General features: G+C 54.7%; 17 protein-coding genes. 9 read left to right on the top strand and 8 right to left on the bottom strand.

Going from position 1 to position 16,088, the window contains the following annotated elements; genetic code table 11:
- Positions 1–51: 51 nt before the first annotated feature.
- Genes FZZ90_RS07940 through FZZ90_RS07930 form a run of 3 tightly spaced genes read right to left on the bottom strand, consistent with a single transcriptional unit; the run spans position 52 to position 988 of the window.
- Positions 52–423: a DUF1818 family protein gene (locus FZZ90_RS07940; RefSeq protein WP_226425168.1), complete on the bottom strand. Its 372-nt coding sequence runs from the start codon at positions 421–423 to the stop codon at positions 52–54.
- 10 nt (positions 424–433) lie between these two features.
- On the bottom strand, positions 434–661 hold the full coding sequence (locus tag FZZ90_RS07935; protein WP_186570564.1) for a DNA-directed RNA polymerase subunit omega: 228 nt from the start codon (positions 659–661) through the stop codon (positions 434–436).
- A gap of 42 nt (positions 662–703) precedes the next feature.
- The gene (locus FZZ90_RS07930; protein WP_226401891.1) at positions 704–988 is read right to left on the bottom strand and encodes a hypothetical protein; all 285 of its coding nucleotides are present in this window, start codon (positions 986–988) and stop codon (positions 704–706) included.
- Between the two features lie 62 nt (positions 989–1,050).
- On the opposite strand from FZZ90_RS07930, the gene FZZ90_RS07925 reads away from it, so the two are divergent.
- The 3 genes from FZZ90_RS07925 (at position 1,051) to FZZ90_RS07915 (ending at position 3,797) form a co-directional block, all read left to right on the top strand.
- A complete protein-coding gene (locus FZZ90_RS07925) occupies positions 1,051–2,625 on the top strand; it encodes an Hsp70 family protein (protein WP_226425167.1) in 1,575 nt (524 codons plus the stop codon).
- Between the two features lie 74 nt (positions 2,626–2,699).
- On the top strand, positions 2,700–3,545 hold the full coding sequence (locus tag FZZ90_RS07920; RefSeq protein WP_226425166.1) for a hypothetical protein: 846 nt from the start codon (positions 2,700–2,702) through the stop codon (positions 3,543–3,545).
- A 30-nt stretch (positions 3,546–3,575) separates the two neighbouring features.
- Positions 3,576–3,797 (top strand): ferredoxin-thioredoxin reductase variable chain, encoded by a 222-nt coding sequence (locus FZZ90_RS07915; RefSeq protein ID WP_226425313.1) that lies wholly within the window; start codon positions 3,576–3,578, stop codon positions 3,795–3,797.
- On the opposite strand, the gene pyrR is transcribed toward FZZ90_RS07915, so the two are convergent.
- The gene (gene pyrR, locus FZZ90_RS07910) at positions 3,781–4,332 is read right to left on the bottom strand and encodes a bifunctional pyr operon transcriptional regulator/uracil phosphoribosyltransferase PyrR (RefSeq protein ID WP_226425165.1); all 552 of its coding nucleotides are present in this window, start codon (positions 4,330–4,332) and stop codon (positions 3,781–3,783) included. The genes FZZ90_RS07915 and pyrR overlap by 17 nt on opposite strands.
- A 108-nt stretch (positions 4,333–4,440) precedes the next feature.
- Here pyrR and gpmI point away from each other — a divergent pair, with 108 nt between their 5' ends.
- Positions 4,441–6,078, top strand: coding sequence for a 2,3-bisphosphoglycerate-independent phosphoglycerate mutase (gene gpmI / locus FZZ90_RS07905; RefSeq protein ID WP_226425164.1), 1,638 nt, complete (start codon positions 4,441–4,443; stop codon positions 6,076–6,078).
- Positions 6,078–6,308, top strand: a complete 231-nt coding sequence (gene secG, locus FZZ90_RS07900) for a preprotein translocase subunit SecG (RefSeq protein ID WP_226425163.1) — start codon at positions 6,078–6,080, stop codon at positions 6,306–6,308. Before gpmI ends, secG begins: the two co-directional genes overlap by 1 nt.
- A gap of 10 nt (positions 6,309–6,318) precedes the next feature.
- On the opposite strand, the gene FZZ90_RS07895 is transcribed toward secG, so the two are convergent.
- Positions 6,319–7,356 carry a hypothetical protein gene (locus FZZ90_RS07895; protein WP_226425162.1) on the bottom strand — a complete coding sequence of 346 codons (1,038 nt, stop codon included), beginning with the start codon at positions 7,354–7,356 and terminating at the stop codon, positions 6,319–6,321.
- Between the two features lie 212 nt (positions 7,357–7,568).
- Here FZZ90_RS07895 and FZZ90_RS07890 point away from each other — a divergent pair, with 212 nt between their 5' ends.
- From FZZ90_RS07890 to FZZ90_RS07880, 3 genes are all read left to right on the top strand, one after another.
- A complete protein-coding gene (locus FZZ90_RS07890) occupies positions 7,569–8,729 on the top strand; it encodes a hypothetical protein (protein WP_226425161.1) in 1,161 nt (386 codons plus the stop codon).
- Positions 8,730–8,911: 182 nt separating this feature from the next.
- Complete coding sequence (locus tag FZZ90_RS07885) at positions 8,912–10,312, top strand: hypothetical protein (protein WP_226425160.1); 1,401 nt, start codon at positions 8,912–8,914, stop codon at positions 10,310–10,312.
- A gap of 205 nt (positions 10,313–10,517) precedes the next feature.
- Entirely contained in the window at positions 10,518–11,546 is a 1,029-nt protein-coding gene (locus tag FZZ90_RS07880) for a hypothetical protein (protein WP_226425159.1), read from the top strand.
- Between the two features lie 256 nt (positions 11,547–11,802).
- Here FZZ90_RS07880 and FZZ90_RS07875 read toward each other — a convergent pair whose 3' ends face one another.
- From FZZ90_RS07875 to groES, 3 genes are all read right to left on the bottom strand, one after another.
- The gene (locus FZZ90_RS07875; protein WP_226425312.1) at positions 11,803–12,222 is read right to left on the bottom strand and encodes a hypothetical protein; all 420 of its coding nucleotides are present in this window, start codon (positions 12,220–12,222) and stop codon (positions 11,803–11,805) included.
- Between the two features lie 154 nt (positions 12,223–12,376).
- Positions 12,377–14,008 carry a chaperonin GroEL gene (groL, locus tag FZZ90_RS07870; RefSeq protein WP_226401907.1) on the bottom strand — a complete coding sequence of 544 codons (1,632 nt, stop codon included), beginning with the start codon at positions 14,006–14,008 and terminating at the stop codon, positions 12,377–12,379.
- Between the two features lie 78 nt (positions 14,009–14,086).
- Positions 14,087–14,398, bottom strand: coding sequence for a co-chaperone GroES (groES, locus tag FZZ90_RS07865; RefSeq protein WP_226401909.1), 312 nt, complete (start codon positions 14,396–14,398; stop codon positions 14,087–14,089).
- Between the two features lie 222 nt (positions 14,399–14,620).
- On the opposite strand from groES, the gene atpD reads away from it, so the two are divergent.
- Positions 14,621–16,084 (top strand): F0F1 ATP synthase subunit beta, encoded by a 1,464-nt coding sequence (gene atpD / locus FZZ90_RS07860; protein WP_226425158.1) that lies wholly within the window; start codon positions 14,621–14,623, stop codon positions 16,082–16,084.
- The last annotated feature ends 4 nt before the right edge of the window (positions 16,085–16,088 follow it).

Genomic DNA, 16,088 nt, shown 5'->3' with positions numbered 1-16,088 from the left:
CAGGAAAAGGTCGGGAGAAATCAATGATTCAAAAACGATTAGCTGGATTAATCAATGCTGTGAGTCCCACAACGTTCTCAACGCCGCAACGACCGCCGCCGCCACTGGGGCCGGCCATTCCCCCTCCGCAGCACGCCCCTCCAGCGGAGTGAGCAGAATGCGCAGCCCCCATTGGCTGCGATCACCGCTCAAGCACCCCCACCAGACGCCTCGATCCAGCTCAAGCTCAATCGATTCCTCTGGCATCAGTTGGTCAACCAGACCCCTGTGCTGCTGCTCCAGGGTCACCACGAGATCCACCAGATCTCGCCACTCCGGTTCGGTCAACTCAAACGCCCAGCGTTCTCCTCCTACAAGAAAGCAATATTTGCCACGGGAGGGATCACGCGACACCCGCCAACCGTCCCCCTCCTGCTGAATCACAGCCGATTGATCAACCAGGCAGCAGATCGGGCTGATCTTGCTCGTCGCTCAATTCCACGATGGCCCGCTGCACAGGCTTGACGCTGGACTCTTCCAGCAGGCCATCAAAGTCGTCAAAGCGGCGCTGTTTGGCCCGGAAGGCAATCCGCACCGTCGTCAAATAACGGTTGCTTGATTGTCGAATCAAGCTTTCGCCACGCTTGGCGAGATCTGTGGAATCAACTCCGGCCGAAAGCACAGGCTTCTTTATCAAACAACTTCAGATTAAGTGGTGGCCGTCTCAGGCCAACTGATCGGTGTGAAACGGCACGTGCATGGGGTAAGCCCGCTGACGGGACCCTTGAACCCGCAAAACGATCTGGCGTCCCATCCCCAAGGCCGCCAAGGGCAAGCGCAGATCAGCGACCAAACCACTCAATTCCTCGAGATGAGCATCGTCGATGCACTCGATGCGGATGCTGCCCCAGCTGCGACGCATGCGACAGCTCCGCAGCGGCTCCAGCCTGTCCTGCAGTTCAGGATCTTCCCTGTAGAAAGAGAAGATCAGCTGTTGCAATCGATCCATCGCCGCCAGTCCCCCTAGTCTCATCTTGACTTCACCGTGCCCTGAGCACGGTCAGAGATCGCGTGGGCGAAGAAAAGCTTCAGCATTCAGACCAACGGGGCGGAACACTCGCCATCGATTTGGGCAGCACCACCACGGTGGTGGCCTATCAAGGGGCCACATCCACAACAGCCGATCTGCTGAACCTGCCCGCCATCTGTAGCCGGGCCGGTGAAATTCCAAGCCTGGTTTGGGAGGCGACGCAACGGCCCCTGATTGGCCGGCAGGTGCTCGAGTCAGGACTCAATGACTCCGTGGACATCCGTCTGCATCGCGACTTCAAGGGCCGCATCGGTCAAGCGGATGCCCCAGAGCAGCAAGCAGCCCGCTGGGCTGGAGAACAGCTGCTTCAGCAAATCTGGAGCCGGCTCCCCAGCGATCTCGCGGTCGAGCGGCTGGTGCTGACCGCCCCGGTTGAGTGCTACCGGGCTTATCGCAGCTGGTTGCTGCAGGCCTGCACCACGCTGCCGGTGGCCGAGATCGCCCTGGTGGATGAACCCACTGCAGCCGCCATGGGTGCCGGCCTTCCAGCTGGTTCCACCCTGCTGGTGGTGGACCTGGGCGGAAGCACCCTGGATCTGGCCCTGGTAGCTCTGGAAGGAGGGGAAGGTCGTGCCGCACCGATCGCACAATTGCTACGGCTGGGGGGACGCAGCCTGGGGGACAACAGCCGCCAGATGCTGCGCACAGCCAAGGTCCTAGGCAAGGCGGGGCTGCGCCTCGGGGGCCGTGACATCGATCGGTGGATTGTGGACCGCTGTTGCCCGGGACAACCCGCCAGCGCCCCCCTGCTCAATGCCGCCGAACGACTCAAATGCCGGCTGAGTGACACTGCCTTGGCCGAACGCGAGCCACTGATGGAATTGGCGGTGGATGAGCAGGAGCATGTTCTCCGGCTGTCGCGCAGCGAACTCAACACTCTGCTGATGGAGCGCGGCTTCGGAGACGCGCTCGAACACCTGCTGGAGACCTGTCTCGCCGGCGGTCGCCGCAACAACTGCAGCCTTGAGGATCTGGAGGGCGTTGTGGCCGTCGGAGGCGGTGCCCAGCTGCCCCTCCTGCGCCAATGGCTCACCGAGCACACAGCGCCAGCCCCCTTACTCACACCGCCACCGGTTGAAGCCGTGGCCCTGGGTGCGCTTCAACTCACGCCAGGGGTTTCCATTCGGGATGTGCTGCAACACGGCGTTTCCCTCCGCTTCTGGGATCAGCGCAGCAACAGCCACCGCTGGCATCCCCTCTTCGTGGCCGGTCAACCCTGGCCAAGCCCAGCCCCCCTGGAGCTCGTTCTGGCCGCCAGCCGGACCGGCCAACGCAGCTTGGAGCTGGTGCTGGCGGAACCCATCCCCCAAGGGAGCCACAGTGTGATCTTTGTCGATGGTTTACCGACCCTGCAGGAGCAGACCGCCGGAGAGGTCGCCCAACAGCCCTGGCCGGGCGGCGAGCTGGTGCTGCCCCTGGAACCCGCCGCAGAACAGGGCGAAGACTGCCTGCGGCTGCGCTGGAGCATCGGCAAGGAAGCGCAGCTTCAGCTGGAAATCAACGATTTGCGCTCCGGACGGACGTGGTCCCACCCAACGCTGGGGGCCGTCCGATAAGACGTCCGTCCACAGGCCCTTGGAACGGGAGCTGTCACTCCATAGAACAGAACCAACGTTCAGCTCCACCCTTCGTGGCGGCACCGCGCCAATTGCTGCTGCGGCTCTGGGGTGTTGGAACCCTGGGACTGGTTCTTGCGATTGCGACAGGTGCCTACTTGTGGGAACAACAACTTCCGGAGCGGCTCCAGAGCGCCCTCGACGCGAATGACTACGAGGCCTGCATCCGCACCAGTGAGCAACTCGCATCCCTGCGCTGGTTGGGCGAAGGAGCACCGGAAGAGCAGGCCCTCTGCCGCCAGAAGCACGCCGAAGATCTCTGGGACCAAGGCGATTCGATCGCTGCCCTCACGCTGCAGCAGCAACTGGTCGCCTCTGGCCATGGCGATCTAGACCTCCATCGCAAAACCCTCGAACGCTGGCGCCAGGCCCTGATGGATCAGGCGATTGCTCTATTTCGTGAGGGAGACCTGCAGCAGGCACTCGAGTTGCTGGATCCCCTGAAAGCCCCTGCACGCAGTTCGATCGGCCAACTCAGTGCATCACTGGTAGAGATTTGGAACCGCAACCAGTTGGAAGAGCGTCGGTTGGTCCAACTGGTGGGGCAGAAACGCTGGTGGGAGGCCTTGGACAGCCTCAACAAACTCGACCATCCGTGGTGGCAGAAGCAGGCAAGCGCCACCCGTCAACAGGTGGAGAGCGCCATTCAGGCCCTCGACGAGGCCCAGCAACACCAACAACATCCAGCGGTGCATAACGACGTGATCAGCGGTGACAGGCTTGATGCCGCCGTCGAGGACCAGTTGCTCCAAGGATTGGACCCCTGGACGGCCTTTTCCATGGGCTGCAGCCACCTTGGTGGTCGCGTCGAAGAGGACGGACCGGAAAGTTTCTGTCGACGATCGTCCCCGAGCCCGTGACAAAATGAGCCCGTGGATGACTCAGGTGCGATGCAGGCGGGCGACAGGGTGACGGTGGAGGCATCCGTCGTTGTGTTCAACCATCCCGAACATCGGGGGCAGGCCTTTGACATGAAAGGCCAGACCGGTGAGGTGGCGAACGTTCTCGATGATTGGAAAGGTCGGGTGATCAGCCCAACGCTTCCCGTGATCGTTGCCTTCGGCCGCTACAAGGCTCATTTCCGCGCCGACGAACTCAAGCCTGCCGGCTGACACGGCTGAGGAACACCCCCTCCTCACCATCAACGTCCCTGAGGCGCAGCTCGATGGTTTCGCTGCGGCGGGTCGGAACATCGCGGCCACAGAAATCAGGCTGAATCGGGAGCTCCCGATGGCCTCGATCCACCATGGCCAGCAGCATCACCCGTTGCGGCCGCCCCCAGCTCTGCATGGCCTCCAACGCGGCACGCACCGTCCGCCCCGTGAAGATCACATCGTCCACCAGGATCACCTGGCGGTCCTCAATGCTGGTGGGCAGTGTCGTGAGCTGGGGCAGACGGGTGCCGATGCGCTCCAGATCATCGCGATGGAACGTGGGATCAATGGCCCCCTGGGAGATGGCATGGCCCGTCAACCGCTCCAATTCCCGCGCCAAAACCCTGGACAACTGAACGCCACGGGTGGGGATCCCCAACAGCATCAATCGACGGCTGTCTTCGGCACTCTCCAGCACCTGTGACGCCAAACGCGCCAGGGTTAAACCAAGCTCACGCTCCGAGAGAATTTCGATCCGGTTTGGGTCGGCCATGGAGGGTTGAGCGGTGCAGGGGTGTGGGGATTGGATGAAACTGCAGCTTGAGGGCTGGCGTGGCGTTAAGTTGATTCTGCAAGAGTCCTTAAGAACCGTCGGTCGCGGGTGAACGTGGGGAAAAGCACTACCAACGGTTCAGGACGCTCCGGGACAGTTGCACCGGTCGTTCTGGCCATTCTTGATGGCTGGGGTTACAGGAGCGCAAGCGAGCACAACGCGATCCAGCAAAGCGGCACTCCTGTGATGGATGCCCTGTGGCATGCCTATCCACACACCTTGATTGAGGCCAGTGGCTCCCATGTGGGACTCCCCGATCAACAGATGGGCAACTCTGAAGTAGGCCACCTGACCATCGGTGCAGGCCGCATCATTCGCCAGGAGTTGGTGCGGATCAGCGACACGGTGCGCAGCAATCAACTGGGCGACACCCAAGCGCTGACGGAACTGGCTGAACGCACTCAAAAGCGGGGCGGGACACTGCACCTGCTTGGCCTCTGTTCCGATGGCGGCGTCCACAGCCATGTGGACCATCTCTGTGGTCTGATCCAGTGGGCTGCCGACAGCGGCATCTCCCATCTCGCCGTGCATGCCATCACCGATGGTCGCGACACACCCACCCAGAGCGCACCGGGATACATCAGCCAGGTAGAAGCAGCCTTGAGCCGAAGCGGCGTGGGCCAGCTCGCCAGCCTCTGTGGCCGGTATTGGGCCATGGACCGGGACAAGCGCTGGGAGCGAATCGAAAAGGCTTACAACCTCTACACCGATCCAAACATCGCTGTTGATAGCCGCACTGCAGACCAGGTGCTGGCAAACAGTTATGCCGAGGAGATCACCGATGAATTCCTCGAACCGGTGCGGCTCCAGAACAGCGTCATCAAGGACGGTGACAGTGTTCTGGTGTTCAACTTCCGACCCGATCGCGCCCGCCAGATCGTGCAGGCGCTATGCCTGCGCAACTTCGAGGGCTTCGAGCGCAGCCACACTCCGGATTTAGACGTGGTGACCTTCACTCAGGTGGAACAAGACCTGCCCGTTCAAGTCGTCTTCCCTCCTGAGCCGCTCGACCAACTGTTGGGGCAGGTGGTGGCCGACGCCGGGCTGAAGCAATACCGCACTGCCGAAACGGAGAAGTATCCCCACGTCACATATTTCATGAACGGTGGCATCGAACAGCCACTGTCAGGAGAAGAGCGTCACTTGGTGCCATCGCCGAGGGTCGCCACCTACGACCTTTCACCGGCGATGTCGGCCGAGCAACTCACCGACAGCTGTATTGCAGCCATTGAGAAGGCGGACTATTCGCTGGTTGTGATCAACTACGCCAACCCCGACATGGTGGGGCACACCGGTGTGATGGATGCCGCTAAGGAGGCCATCCAAACCGTGGACGGCTGCATTGGCCGGTTGTTGGATGCGGTGGGACGTCAGGGCGGAACCATGCTGATCACGGCTGATCACGGCAATGCTGAATTGATGCAAGGGCCGGATGGTCAAGCCTGGACCGCCCACACCACCAATCCTGTACCCGCGATCCTGATCGAGGGAGAACGGCGCAAACTTCCTGGCCATGGCAACGCGATCACACTCCGCGATAACGGAGGCCTTGCCGATATCGCTCCGACGTTGCTACAGATTCTCGATCTACCTCAACCGGCGGCCATGACCGGCCAAAGCCTGATTGCACCCATGTCCCACATGGATCCCACCCCCAAGACCGCTCGCCTTCCTCTTTCCGTCTGATGTTGACCTCAATTTTGTCCTGGAGCTGGATCGGTACCGGCCTTATTTTGATCGTCTTGGTGCTGCTGCATAGCCCCAAAGGTGATGGCATGGGTGGGTTGGCGGCGAGCGGCAGCTCCATGTTCAGCAGCGCCAGCAGTGCGGAGGCAACGTTGAACCGGTTGACATGGACATGCCTGGCATTGTTTTTGTCTTTGGCCGTGATCCTGAGTGCAGGTTGGCTGAACTGAATCAACCCGCTTAGGAACTCACAATTTCAGCACGCATGCTCTGCATGCAGGCATTTTCAACCTGGCCATTGAATTGCTCAATATCTTCCGAATTCCGACTCTGCGCGATATCACCAGCCAAAGCAATCAATTCGTTTTCCGATAGCAGCGAGGCCTGATCAGATGGCTTGAAATAGTTGAAGTCGACAGACATCAATTCGCAATACTGCTGGTTACTTGAGGACGCTCTGCTATCGAGGTGCCCAACAAGCGACTGTTGGAGATGAGGGGAAAACAATGCATCAAATTCAGACATCAATTGGTCTGCAGCCGAGAGTCGACTGCACACACGGAAGAGCCAGCGATTTCCTTCATGGGGTCCTGGGAAAAACGACTGCTGGCGTGGTCGAAGAGCACTGAGATGGGCAGACATGGCATGAATTAATGCTTGATTGAAGGAAAGATTCTTTCGCACGTCGAATGAGCTGAGGTCATCAAGCTCCAAAGCCAGCCCCGTCGAAGACAGGAAGTGTGCAAGCAAGGAATAAGGGAGAGATCGTGTTGGGATATGTGAACTCACGACACTGACTGAACCACCAAGGCTTTTAACGCCGCCACAAAAACGTTGATAGTTACCAAACCAATTACGATCCTGGCCAACCAGAGACAGTACAAGAAGACTTCGCTCTAACGCCGTAAATTTTTTCCAATCCAGATCATAACCAGCCAATACCTTTAGGTCTTCGTGAAGTTTCTTCCTGTCGCGGAAAAACCACTGAGAATAAGCAGAGATATGATAACTAGATTGCAGTCTTGAGTATCCAGAGATCACAACATGATCAAAATCATGCTGATCCAAAGCACGCTCTGCAATCGAACACACCAATGCTGGGCGATTGCCAAGCATTTCATGGCTCACAACAACCTGCGAACCTGACTCGGCAGATAGAACGCGATCAATATAGTCAAAAGCGGTGTCACGATTCCGCTGTAGAGCTTGGTCAGCATTGCGAAGTTGAGCAGGATTCAAAAAGCAAAATCCCAGAGCACCCTTCGACGCCTGAGCCACCAAACGAAGAGAGGCTTGCAGCGAAGAGGACGCACACTTCTGAGCCCCAACATGAATGACCAGCCTTCGCTCCATCTAAGACCTCGAAACCCCTATTTCAGAAAAGATTAGAGCAAAATAGTGGCTAAACGCAATGCCCAAAAGTTTCACGACACCCTGTAAACAACCACATCAGAGACGATGCTAAAGTAAGAGGGATAAAAAGGAGTGCAGTGAAAAAAACAAAACTTTTCCTGCACATCGGCCACGGAAAAACTGGAACCTCCGCAATCCAGTCCGCACTAGCAATCGCTTCGGAAGATTTAGCCAAGCGAGGTATCAATTACCCCATCCAGCAATCTCTTCGCGACCGAGCATCTAGACTTGAAATCACATCCGGCAATTGGGAGCCCACGTCCGAAGCAAGCTTGACCAATCAATTGCTCGAAATAGCAAAAAGCAACTACAAAAATTCAAAAATAATCTTGAGCTCAGAATCACTATTCTGGCTAGTTCCAGAATTGATTCAAAACAAGAGCACTTGGGAAACTCATATCGACCTACACATAATCTTGGCGGTCCGAGAGATCGAAGAGATGCTGTCTTCGGAATACCAACAACGCGTTAAGCGGCATGGTGACGCAATGCCACTGGAACAATTTCTGAGAGCCAGGCATTTTGTTTCATCACATCATGCAAAAGCAGCTGAAGTCATTGAATTAATAGCTCAGTCAAACATCACAAATACGATCATCAATTACTCAGAGCACAAACGCGATATTTCCCAATTGATTTTCAAACTCATCGGTGCAGAAGACCTCTATCCCACAAGCCAGATGGCCGGAGCCGTCATCAATAGGAGCCTGAGCCGCAAAGAGCTTGAGATTCTGATCACGATTAATGCTCTTTACTTCAGCAGATTTCCCTGGATTAGCGCAAGAATTTCAGATGCATTAATTAAAAATCAACCAAAACTTGAAGCACAGCAATGCAAAATCGCAAAGCAGCAGCTCCAAAAAGTCTATGAGACAAACGATCCTTACCTACAGACCATTAATGCATTCCTAGACTCAAAGGAACAGTTGACATCACTTGCAAATCTCAGCCAAGAAATAGCTCAGGTGGATTCACCAGAACAAGCCCAGAAAATACGCGAAGAAGAGGCCATTTCCGTAAGTCTTATGGGAGATACACTGCTCCAAACATTAACCAATGAGTCAAAGCGAAAACTCTCCAACGGCACTGTCGATGCAATCATCGCTTTAAGCCAGTCGGGGCAAGTATCCAAAACCACGGAAGTTGAACTCTTGGAAGTCGCCAAAGAGAATCGACCACAAGGCCAAAAACTTGCACAGCTGCTGGAGCGAGCACGCAAAGAACTCGCAAAACCGTAATCCTCGAGGCAGCAAAACTTAAAATGGAAATCCGTCATTTTATATTTTCAGAGTTAACGAGATTAATTCATCCGAACAAGTAACCACATATGCCAAAGCGCCATAGCCCATAAAATAGATCGAAGACAGGTATAACATGAGCAATAAGGATGTATAATCACTGAAAGCAGTAGAACAAGGCAATGAAGAAAAATATTGGCAGGAAACAATCAGCTAAGCATCAATTCATTATCCCAACCAAAAAATTACCCAACACACTGGCCCAAGAAGTCTGCAACCCACTATGGAAAAAGATTATTCATTCCATTGAGAATAAAGAAATTCAACCAATCCTCGAGATCATCCAAGCAATCGACAAGGACAAGGGGTCACCCTGCTTACCTCATCCCTTCATGGAAGCCGTAGATACATTCCCAGTCAAAAGCGTACGACAAGGAATGTGCAACTTTATCTTTTTTAGTGATTCACAAAATAAGAACCAATGGATCTTATGCCAATGCACATCATTCATTGATGCTCTTTTTTCGACGACATACTCTGGAAAACATCATTCATCCATCAGCGACGAGACAATTCTCAACTCAGTCAAGAGAGTTCTCAAAAAAGAAACCAGGAAGAATTCAAAACAGCATGAAAACAAAAAGGCAATCTTTTCTGGCTACTTGCTTGATCAAACAAGACCGTACCATCACTTCTACGACCAACTCAAATGGATGGTGCATTTAGAGACGAAAAAACCAGTCGTCAGTAAAAATTCTTTTTTCAGCCCTAAATACTTGAACAGAAATGCTACTGGCAACAGGAAAAATAAACCCGAATTCTCAATATTCCCCTTGGTCATAGGATCCAATCAAATGGGGATGAAGCTTGACGAATACACCGAAATAATGGAGAACGTTGTCTACCAAGACAGCCTGAAAAGCTTGCGCGGTGGCATAATAAATTATCGGTGGGAACAATTTATCAAACAAATCAAGAAAATATCGGGCAAAAAGAGAACTCTTACACTTTGGTTTGGAATTTCAGGCCAGAAAAGAATCTGGGTCGAACAAGAAGATTTTCTTCCAACTCTTGTTGAGCGACTGAGCCCTTGGTTCGATTCGTTTGTATTTTTGATTGATGGATTTACGCAATATGAAGACAATGCATATGTTCCGATACAAGGAAGCAAGGAGACGCCCGTCAACCAAGATCTTGAGGTAGTCGATTCAATTCAAAAGAAACTGTCATCTTTTTCAAATGCTTCTATTGTCTGCCTGGTAGGCCAAACCTATCGAAAAAAAATTCAACGATGCGAATCTGCTGATTTTTTCATTGCCAATGCTGGAGCTGGCCAGCTCGTTCCGCATCGGTTCTGCAAAAAACCAGGCATCCTTCATTCAAATGAGAAGCATTGTGTTTTCCCCATGGGCATTAACAACACAAGCGTGCAATTAGTCGACAAATCACTTGTCAAGGATGTCGGTAATTTATTTGCCAAAGGCAAGAGAGCCGAGCGATCAGGAACGGGATTAATCAGTTACAGCATCAGTATTGAAATTGTAATCAACATGATTATAGAAATGTTGAAGTTGAATGAATAGGGTGAGCGCCACGATGCCCATCTGCTCTAAGCAAGAATCAGAAAAAAAGCAGAGGCATAGCTGCCGAAACTACAATCTTTTCAAAGCACCACCCAAGGCCAGCCGAGAGAAAATTGCTAAAAATGGATAATTACACAACGAATAAAACTAGACAATGCATAGATCGTCGCTTTGATAGAATTATATTAAATTCACTTAGAAGCAAATGAAAACCTGCTACTTACATATTGGTTTTCATAAAACCGCAACGACAACATTCCAACAAATATGTGGGGGCAATCGTGATGAACTCAAGAAAGCAGGTGTTTTTTACCCACAATTTGTCTATTCACCTGAAAAAGAAAATCGCTGTAATCATTCAAGTCCATTGTCGGTGATTTACAAGCGGGGCATAGCGAAAAGTACGGGGAAAAAATCCAAGCAAACAGGCCGAAGCGAATTAAGACAAATCAACCAAGAGATTCAGATCAAGGCTTTACAGCAAGAGTATGATCTTCTCTACAGTGGTGAAGCACTTTGTGCATGGCCAGAGGAGAATTACCTACGTCTCCTTGAAGACCTCAAAACCTTTGGCTTCAAAGTGAAGGTTTTAGCCTTAGTGAGGCCTCCTTACTCCTATGCATGCTCTGCAATGCAGGAGAACATCAAATCCGGGAAATTCAATCCCTTGGTTGGGCTGGATCAGCCCCATCGCAAGCGGGCCATCACGAGGCTATTGCCAAGTCGCTCTGGAGAAATCGAAACTCTTCAAAAAGTATTTAGGGAAAATATTAATTTCCAGCCTTTTTCAACAGCCCTGGCTCACCGCGATGGGCCTGCGGCTTTCTGTCTTGAGCAACTCGGCATTCCTGTGAGTTGGGAATCAATACGCCATGACTCCAGCTTTCGTAGCAATGAGTCTCTTAATAACCCACAAGTGCGTGCCATGAATCTCATCAATAAAGAGTTTCATGCAGAGCAAAGTCGAAAACGGTGCAGTAAAAATAATTTCAAGCTTTTGCGGCAAGGCCTTGATAGGCTTCAGGGAGACCGATTTTTACTTACTGAAGTTGAATTCCAATTAATAAAAGAGCAATACAAGCAACTCAAGGAAGAAATGAACAAACTACTAGGTCCCTCTTTTGCAGAAGAATCGCTAAAGTTCTCTGATCCAATTTCAAATCCTCGCGATGTTATTAATTCAATCGCGAAATGCGCCGCCCTACTCGCAACACAGGCAACACAAAAGAGTTAAATCTACACAGCCAACTTCAGACAATTCATAGATCAGTATCAAAAGAACTGCAGCAAATACCAAGCACTATTGGAATAAGGACTTACTTCTTATAGTCATTCTTGCCTCCAGAATTCACACCACTTTTTCATCTTACTTTTAACACAAACCTTCTATCCCCTTTGCTGAAAAGCGTAGCCTATCAAAAGGAATAACGAAATCGTTTCTCAATTCAGGCAAACCCCATTGAACTTGATATCAAGCGATAGAAATTAAGTCAGCCAGGACTTTGTAACCCTGATTTGAGAAAAGCCAACTCTTTATAGACCCGATCAAGCTCGTACAACATTTTGACGTCCTTCTTTTCCAAAATCTCGACCCTCTTCAGCAAGTCTTCAAGCAGTTTGTTCTGCAAAGTTTCCACCTGCACCTGACGCTTCTGAACGCCTGGGGCTGCACCAACTGGAGCAGAACGATCGGCCAGAACTGCACCGTTGGTTTCGACGTACAACAGTGCAAGACGCTCCAACACCTTGGAGTAGGCCTTGTCTTGCTGTCGGCAGAGGTCCTTGAAACGCTGCAGCGTCTCAGGAGCAAACTGGGCGGCAAAGGCACCGGGGCGCTGGGGCATTTGTCCCGACACAACCATACGTAGCAAGACGCTAGCCGGTGCAGAGATGCACCTCACAACCTTCATGGCCTGCAACTGACACCGCCCACCTCGAGCAGCATGTCTTGCAAAATCTAGATTTCACAAGACAGATGCAGGCATAAAAAAGAGGTCCTGCGGGACCTCTTGAAATGACTGGAATTCGAGAGATCGGGTGGTCGCTCGACCGCCCGCACTTCAATCAGTAGTCGAAGTCGCCGCCGCCCATGCCACCGGCAGGAGCTGCTTCCTTCTTCTCGGGAAGATCAGCCACGATGCACTCGGTGGTCAGCACCATGCCAGCGATGGACGCGGCATTTTGCAGACCAGAGCGGGTCACCTTGGCGGGGTCGACGATGCCGGCAGCCAGCATGTCGACATACTCGCCGGAAGCAGCGTTGAAGCCTTCGGCACCAGCGCGAGCCTTGACGTTCTCGGCCACGACAGCACCGTTGGCACCTGCATTTTCAGCGATGCGCATCAGCGGAGCGGTGAGAGCGGCAGCCACGATGTTGGCGCCGATCAGCTCCTCGCCGGAGAGGCTGGAGGCTGCCCACTGCTCCAGAGCCGGAGCCAGGTGAGCCAGGGTGGTGCCACCACCAGGAACGATGCCTTCCTCAACAGCTGCCTTGGTGGCGTTGATGGCATCTTCGAGACGGAGTTTCTTGTCCTTCATCTCGGTTTCGGTGGCTGCACCCACTTTCACCACAGCGACGCCACCGGCCAGTTTAGCCAGACGCTCCTGCAGCTTCTCCTTGTCGTAGGTGGAGTCGGTCTCGTCCATCTGCTTCTTGATCTGTTCGCAGCGGGCGCCGACAGCCGCCTCGTTGCCCTCGGCAACGATGGTGGTGGTGTCCTTGTTGATGGTGATGCGGCGGGCGGTGCCCAGCATCTCCAGCTTGGCGTTCTCCAGCTTGAGACCGGCGTCCTCGGTGATCAGCTGACCGTTGGTCAGGACAGCCATGTCTTCCAACATGGCCTTGCGGCGATCACCAAAACCAGGAGCCTTCACAGCGGCCACGTTGAGCACGCCACGCAGACGGTTCACCACCAGGGTGGCGAGGGCTTCCTTCTCGATGTCCTCGGCAATGATCAGCAGAGGCTTGCCGGTGCGGGCGATCTGCTCCAGCACAGGCACGAGATCCTGCACGAGACCGATCTTCTTGTCGGTGAGCAGGATGTAGGGCTCGTCGAGGACGGCTTCCATCCGCTCGGTGTCAGTCGCGAAATAAGGGGAGATGTAGCCCTTGTCGAAACGCATGCCCTCGGTGACCTCGAGCTCGGTCTCCATGGACTTGCCCTCTTCGAGGGAAATCACACCTTCCTTGCCAACTTTGTCCATGGCATCGGCAATCATCTTGCCGACTTCTTCGTCGTTGCCGGCAGAGATGGTGCCGACCTGGGCGATGGCGTTGCTGTCAGCGATGGGCTTGGCCATTTCCTTGATCTTGCTGACCAGGAAATCGGAAGCCTTGTCGATTCCCTTCTTCAGGGTGATGGCATTGGCACCGGCAGCCACATTGCGCAGACCCGCCTTGACCATGGCATGGGCCAAAACGGTGGCGGTGGTGGTGCCGTCACCGGCGGCGTCGTTGGTTTTGGAGGCGGCCTGACGGATCAGAGCAACACCGGTGTTCTCGATGTGGTCTTCGAGCTCGATCTCCTTGGCGATGGTGACACCGTCATTGATGATCTGAGGTGCACCGAACTTCTTCTCCAACACCACGTTGCGACCCTTGGGACCCAGAGTCACGGCGACGGCTTCACAGAGGATGTCAATGCCTTTTTCGAGAGCGCGACGGGCGTTCTCGTTGTAGATGATGCGCTTTGCCATGGAAGGCGTTTCCTAATGAAGAGGATGGGTAAGGAAGGCTGAGTTGAGACTCAAGCCGCAATTTCAGCGGGGCTGATCTCAGTTGACGACAGCCAGGATGTCCTTCTCGGACAGCAGTACGTATTCATCGCTGCCGAGCTTGATGTCGGTGCCGGCGTACTTGCTGTAGAGGACCTTGTCGCCCACACCAACTTCGGGAGCCTGACGGCTTCCGTCGTCGTTGCACTTGCCGGGGCCCACCTGAACCACTTCACCCACCTGGGGCTTTTCTTTGGCGGTGTCAGGCAGAAGGATGCCGCCGGCGGTCTTCTCTTCGGATTCAGAGACCTTGACGAACACGCGATCGCCGAGGGGTTTGACGGTCGAGACGCTGAGAGAAACAGCAGCCATGGGTATTTGCAGGAGCAGGGACAGGGCGCAATGCGCCAAGCATCGACGCGAGTTGGCACTCGATGCCGATGAGTGCCAACGTATTCAACCGACCAGCCCTCAGGCCAGACCTCCAGCTGTGCGGGTGACCGAACCGATAGGGAGCAACCACAGCAGTGGTAAGGTTGCGCCGCTCTGAATGGGTCCGAGCGCGTAGCGCCTGTTCCCGCAACTCTCCTTCCTATGGTCGCTTCTGCTCCTGCATCTGCTGGCACCAAGGGTGTGATCCGTCAGGTGATCGGCCCGGTTCTGGACGTGGAATTTCCCGCCGGGAAACTGCCCAAGATCTATAACGCCCTGCGCATTGTCGGGAAAAACCCCGCAGGCGATGACGTCGCCCTGACCGCTGAGGTTCAACAGCTTCTGGGTGATCACCGGGTTCGTGCCGTTGCCATGAGTGGCACCGACGGTCTGGTGCGCGGCATGGAAGCCGTCGACACCGGTGCACCGATTTCCGTGCCCGTGGGCGAATGCACCCTCGGCCGCATCTTCAACGTTTTGGGTGAGCCCGTCGACGAGCAGGGCCCCGTCAACACCACAACCACCGCTCCCATCCACCGGGATGCCCCCAACATCACTGAGCTTGAGACAAAGCCCAAGGTGTTCGAGACCGGCATCAAGGTGATCGACCTCCTGGCTCCCTATCGCCAGGGCGGCAAGGTCGGACTGTTCGGCGGCGCCGGTGTGGGCAAGACCGTGTTGATTCAGGAGCTGATCAACAACATCGCCAAGGAGCACGGCGGTGTGTCTGTGTTCGGTGGTGTGGGTGAACGCACCCGTGAGGGCAACGACCTCTACGAGGAATTCAAGGAATCCGGCGTGATCAACGCTGACGACCTTTCCAAGTCGAAGGTGGCCCTCTGCTACGGCCAGATGAACGAGCCCCCCGGTGCTCGTATGCGCGTGGGTCTCTCCGCTCTGACCATGGCGGAGCACTTCCGCGACGTGAACAAGCAGGACGTGCTGCTGTTTGTTGACAACATCTTCCGCTTCGTGCAGGCCGGTTCCGAGGTCTCTGCACTGCTGGGCCGCATGCCTTCTGCTGTGGGCTACCAGCCCACCCTCGGCACCGACGTGGGTGCACTGCAGGAGCGCGTTGCTTCGACCGTTGAAGGTTCGATCACCTCGATCCAGGCCGTTTACGTTCCTGCTGACGACCTGACCGACCCCGCTCCGGCCACCACCTTTGCTCACCTCGACGCCACCACGGTGCTGAACCGTGCCCTGGCCTCCAAGGGCATCTATCCCGCTGTGGATCCTCTGGATTCCACCAGCACCATGCTGCAGCCAGCTGTGGTGGGTGACGAGCACTACCGCACAGCTCGCGCCGTGCAGTCCACCCTGCAGCGCTACAAGGAACTGCAGGACATCATCGCGATTCTGGGTCTCGACGAACTGTCGGAAGACGACCGTCGCACCGTGGATCGTGCCCGCAAGGTTGAGAAATTCCTCTCCCAGCCTTTCTTCGTGGCCGAGATCTTCACCGGCATGCCCGGCAAGTACGTGAAGCTGGAGGAGACCATCGCTGGTTTCAACCAGATCCTTGCCGGTGAGCTGGACAGCCTTCCCGAAGCCGCCTTCTACCTAGTGGGCAACATCGAGGAAGTGAAAGCCAAAGCCGAGAAGATCGCCGCCGAAACCAAGTGATCAC

The sequence above is a fragment of the Synechococcus sp. MU1617 genome, from assembly GCF_020514235.1.
Lineage (GTDB): Bacteria > Cyanobacteriota > Cyanobacteriia > PCC-6307 > Cyanobiaceae > Parasynechococcus.
The sequence above is the reverse complement of the archived record's forward strand: the minus strand, read 5'-3'. Positions and strand labels throughout refer to the sequence as shown.